The 1,996-nt window shown below is 56.3% G+C and carries 3 protein-coding genes; 2 read left to right on the forward strand and 1 reads right to left on the reverse strand.

Going from position 1 to position 1,996, the window contains the following annotated elements; genetic code table 11:
* Positions 1 to 93 precede the first annotated feature (93 nt).
* Positions 94 to 336 carry a ribbon-helix-helix domain-containing protein gene (locus WA989_RS06915; protein ID WP_424339771.1) on the reverse strand — a complete coding sequence of 81 codons (243 nt, stop codon included), beginning with the start codon at positions 334 to 336 and terminating at the stop codon, positions 94 to 96.
* A 176-nt stretch (positions 337 to 512) separates the two neighbouring features.
* Between WA989_RS06915 and WA989_RS06920 the strand changes: the two genes are divergently transcribed.
* Both WA989_RS06920 and WA989_RS06925 read left to right on the forward strand, forming a co-directional pair.
* On the forward strand, positions 513 to 812 hold the full coding sequence (locus WA989_RS06920; protein ID WP_424339772.1) for a hypothetical protein: 300 nt from the start codon (positions 513 to 515) through the stop codon (positions 810 to 812).
* Positions 812 to 1,825, forward strand: coding sequence for a tyrosine-type recombinase/integrase (locus tag WA989_RS06925; RefSeq protein WP_424339773.1), 1,014 nt, complete (start codon positions 812 to 814; stop codon positions 1,823 to 1,825). Before WA989_RS06920 ends, WA989_RS06925 begins: the two co-directional genes overlap by 1 nt.
* Positions 1,826 to 1,996 lie beyond the last annotated feature (171 nt).

Genomic DNA, 1,996 nt, shown 5'->3' on the forward strand with positions numbered 1-1,996 from the left:
GCCCAGTAGTACTTGTCCGCCCGTTGTTCGCCAAACTCGAGGACGCCGCGTTGGTGAATCCGGATCAGATCGAGTTCCGCGTTCTCGGTGAGCTTATAGCTTGCCATCCCGCCGCAGTTCTTCTTTCGATTTGGCGAGAATCTGATCGGGAGTCAAGCTGGTGAATCCGCTTCGCTCGGCCTCGATGAGATGGGCGCGAATCGCCTCGATTTCACGTGCTCGGCGAATCAGGTCGTTGACCGCTTCGCTGTTGCTGCGATATTCGCCTTCGACTTCGACCTTTTGCTTGAGCCAGGCGGAGCTGGGTTCGGTGAGTGAAATGCTTTGTCTTGGCATCGCGTCTTCTCAGTCTCGAGTATTGGTGCAATATTACACCAGAAACGTATCGCCAATCCAGCAGAGATGGTCGAAACTGCATAAACACTAGGCTCCAACGGTTTGATTCCTTTCTTACTATTACTTATGATAATGTGACTTATCAAAAGTAATACTCAGTTCGAAGGAGTAACACGATGGGCACTGCCCTCGCCGCCTTAACCATCCTTGGCGCCTACTTGGCCGGACTGATCACCCCGTTTTTCCGAGCTCGATGGGATGCTCGCTTCCAACTGTTCAAGGCCGAATGGGAGCATCTACACGACGACTACGCCGGCGACGTCGGTTACGAAGCTCATGATCCGGGCAGCAAGATTGAATATGCGCGTGATCGTCACGCCTCGTTGCCACGATATCTAAGATGGGAAACTGAAAGATTCGCATCGATGCTCAGGAAACGGTTCCGCAAAAAGCCGACCACTGACTGGGACGATTGATGTCGGACGTGTCATCACAGATTGCCGAACTGCTGCCGGCCGTCAGCTGGGATCAGCTGCCGACCATGGACGTCGCCGGCACCTTTGTGTCCCAACACGCGAACCCCGTCGACGCCATGCTGGTGGAACTCGGCTCCGCCAATTCCAAACGCGCCTACGAAAGTCGGCTCGCCGGTGTAGCGCGATTGCTTCCGGAGCCGATGGACGTGCGTACGGTTCCTTGGCAGAACCTAAGCTACTTGCACGTCATCGCGATCAAGGCCGCGCTGCAGGACGCTGGTATGAGCCCGACCAGCACCAATGCAACGCTGGCAGCCATCCGCAAGATCGCCAAAGTGTGTGTGCGCATGAACCTTATGGATCGTGATGAGATGTTAAACATCCAAGACGTCGCAATGCTCCGCGTGCATCGTCTCCCTGCCGGCCGCGAAGTCCGTATCGGCGAGCTCGAGGCAATCATCCGGACCTGCCGTGATGACCAGCACGCGGCTGCGGCCTGGCGCGATATCGCGGTCCTAGGCTTCTTGTATATCTGCGGCATGCGCCGCTTCGAGGTTGCGGCGATCGACGTCGAACACTACGATCGTGAGACGTCGACACTGCGTGTCATCGGCAAGGGCAACAAGGAGCGGTTGTCGTTTCCGGATCCCGGCACACACGCGGCTGTTGAGCATTGGATTGAGCACCGGCAAGACTTTGATGGCCCCCTCTTCTTGCCGGTCAAGAAGTCCGGCGAGGTCAACTACGCGACCGGTCGGATATCCGACCAGGCCATCTACAACATCGTCAAGAAACGCCAACAACAGGCCGGCGTGCAGGCCTGTTCTCCGCACGATTTTCGAAGGACATTTGGGACAGAGTTGCTACGACAAGGCATCGATTTGGCGACCGTGCAACGGCTCATGGGCCATTCCGATCCGAGCACTACAGCGCGCTATGATGTGCGTGTCTCTGAAGAAGATCGTCGCGCGACACGGGGACTTCACCTACCGGTCGGCGAGGCTCTAGAATAGCCAAAGTCATGTCCACCAACATCATCGCCGACAACTGGTCACTTCAACACGTACGTGACCTTCTGACAGGCGGCCTGTCAACAACAACGGCGTCGGTTCCGCGTGGTCGGTGACGGTCCCCGATAATTGTTAATTCCTAACTTGATGTTGACGCAAGGAAAGATCTTAAAC

This window comes from Henriciella sp. (assembly GCF_049649345.1).
Classification (GTDB): domain Bacteria; phylum Pseudomonadota; class Alphaproteobacteria; order Caulobacterales; family Hyphomonadaceae; genus Henriciella.

Bases quoted from the DNA above. Each gene is read 5' to 3' on its own strand.
- WA989_RS06915 (WP_424339771.1), bottom strand. From the start codon at position 336: ATGCCAAGACAAAGCATTTCACTCACCGAACCCAGCTCCGCCTGGCTC.
- WA989_RS06920 (WP_424339772.1), top strand. From the start codon at position 513: ATGGGCACTGCCCTCGCCGCCTTAACCATCCTTGGCGCCTACTTGGCC.
- WA989_RS06925 (WP_424339773.1), top strand. From the start codon at position 812: ATGTCGGACGTGTCATCACAGATTGCCGAACTGCTGCCGGCCGTCAGC.